Source organism: Wolbachia endosymbiont of Cylisticus convexus, assembly GCF_003344345.1.
In genome coordinates this window covers 1-1,687 of record NZ_QPIP01000148.1, presented here as the reverse complement: position 1 = coordinate 1,687, position 1,687 = coordinate 1, and the positions used below count along the sequence as shown (strand labels likewise).

3 protein-coding genes are annotated in these 1,687 nt (G+C 35.6%); all 3 read left to right on the top strand.

Annotated elements, in window-relative coordinates:
* Positions 1-395, top strand: a 395-nt coding sequence (locus Wcon_RS09350) for a phage portal protein (RefSeq protein ID WP_114517926.1), incomplete at its 5' end; no start/stop codon positions are given.
* A gap of 23 nt (positions 396-418) precedes the next feature.
* A complete protein-coding gene (locus tag Wcon_RS09345) occupies positions 419-1,477 on the top strand; it encodes a S49 family peptidase (protein ID WP_114517925.1) in 1,059 nt (352 codons plus the stop codon).
* Between the two features lie 46 nt (positions 1,478-1,523).
* Positions 1,524-1,687 (top strand): head decoration protein (locus Wcon_RS09340; RefSeq protein ID WP_147269154.1); only part of this gene is annotated, 164 nt, incomplete at its 3' end.

Here is a 1,687-nt window from a genome sequence, read left to right as displayed (position 1 = left end):
GTGTTAATTATTCATCCATTCGAGCAGGGCTGATAGAGTTTCGTCGTCGATGTGCTATGCTGCAACACAACACTATAGTATTTCAATTTTGCAGACCAGTATGGAGTAGATGGCTAGAATTAGCAGTGCTTTGTGGAGAACTGAGTATAGATGAAAAAGTAGTAAAAGCAGCGAAAGAAGAAGTAAAATGGATACCACAGGGATTTGATTGGGTGGATCCGCTAAAAGATCAGCAAGCACAGCAAATGGCGGTAAGAAATGGCTTCAAGAGCCGCTCAGAAGTAGTATCAGAAATGGGTTACGATGTAGAAGAAATTGACCAAGAAATAGCAGAAGATCAAAAGCGTGCTAATTCTTTTGGACTTTGTTTCGATTGTGACGTTAATGTGCCATAAAGTACAATAAGGGGAGGAAGGTGATGTGGATAAATAAACCAATAATGGTAGAGAGAAGAAGCTTTGAACTACTATCATTATATAACAGCAAACAACCTATCTTTAAGAATTTAAAGCATTTTCATATAAACCCAAAAGGAATAGCAATAATACGTATTTATGGAGTTTTGACAAAAAAAACAGAAGCTTTTGATCATATTTTAGACATGACTTCGTATGAAAATATTCATGAAGAGATAGAGAGTGCTTTAGAAGATAAAAGCATAGAGACGATTCTACTTGACATAGACAGTCCAGGAGGGGAAGTAAACGGTGTCTTTGACCTAGCTGATTTTATTTATGAATCAAGAGCAAAAAAGAGGATAATAGCGATAGCAAATGATGATGCATACTCTGCTGCATATGCTATAGCTTCAAGCGCTGAGAAGGTATTTGTGAGCAGAACTTCTGGTGTTGGCAGTATTGGAGTAATAGCAAGTCATATAGATCAAAGTAGATTTGATGAAAAGCAAGGTATTAAGTACACCACAATCTTTGCTGGTAGTCGAAAGAATGATTTAAACCCACATGAGCCAATGACGTCTGAAAGTCTGGAAAGCTTACAAAAAGAAGTAGATCGACTATATGAAATGTTTTTGCAGCTAATAGCAAGGAACAGAGGTCTTTCAATTGAAAAGATTCGATCAACAGAGGCAGGGCTATATTTTGGGGAGAAAGCAGTAGAAATAGGCCTTGCAGACGGAATGACAATTCTTTCATCTATTAATAAAAACAGGAGTATTACTATGAATGAACAAACTACAACTGACCTAGAAACTGATAATTTAACTAATAAAATCAAAAATGACAGTTATCATGCTGAAGTTCTTGAATTAATACGTTTATGCAACTTATCACGAATGCCAGAGAAAATAGGAGAATTTATAGAGCAGAATGTTAGCAGCAAACAAGCACAAGAAATATTAATGTCGATACTTGCAGAACGAACAATGAAGACTGAAATTTTAAGCACATTACCAAAGAATTCGTCAGAAGATTTAATGATGCAGGTAGCAAGAAGTCGTGCACAATCTGGCATTTAGAATATTCGTAGTATAACAAAAGTAAAAAATAAAGGGGAAAAGCAAAATGAGTACTATAACAGAACAAAATAACCTTGGGGATCTTCTGAAATACGAAGTTTCAAATCTATATTCAAGAGACCAAATAACAGTAGCTAAAGGTCAAAATCTTAAGCTTGGTGCAGTAGTTGCCAAAAAGACGGAAGATGGTTTTATTAGAGTACTTAATCC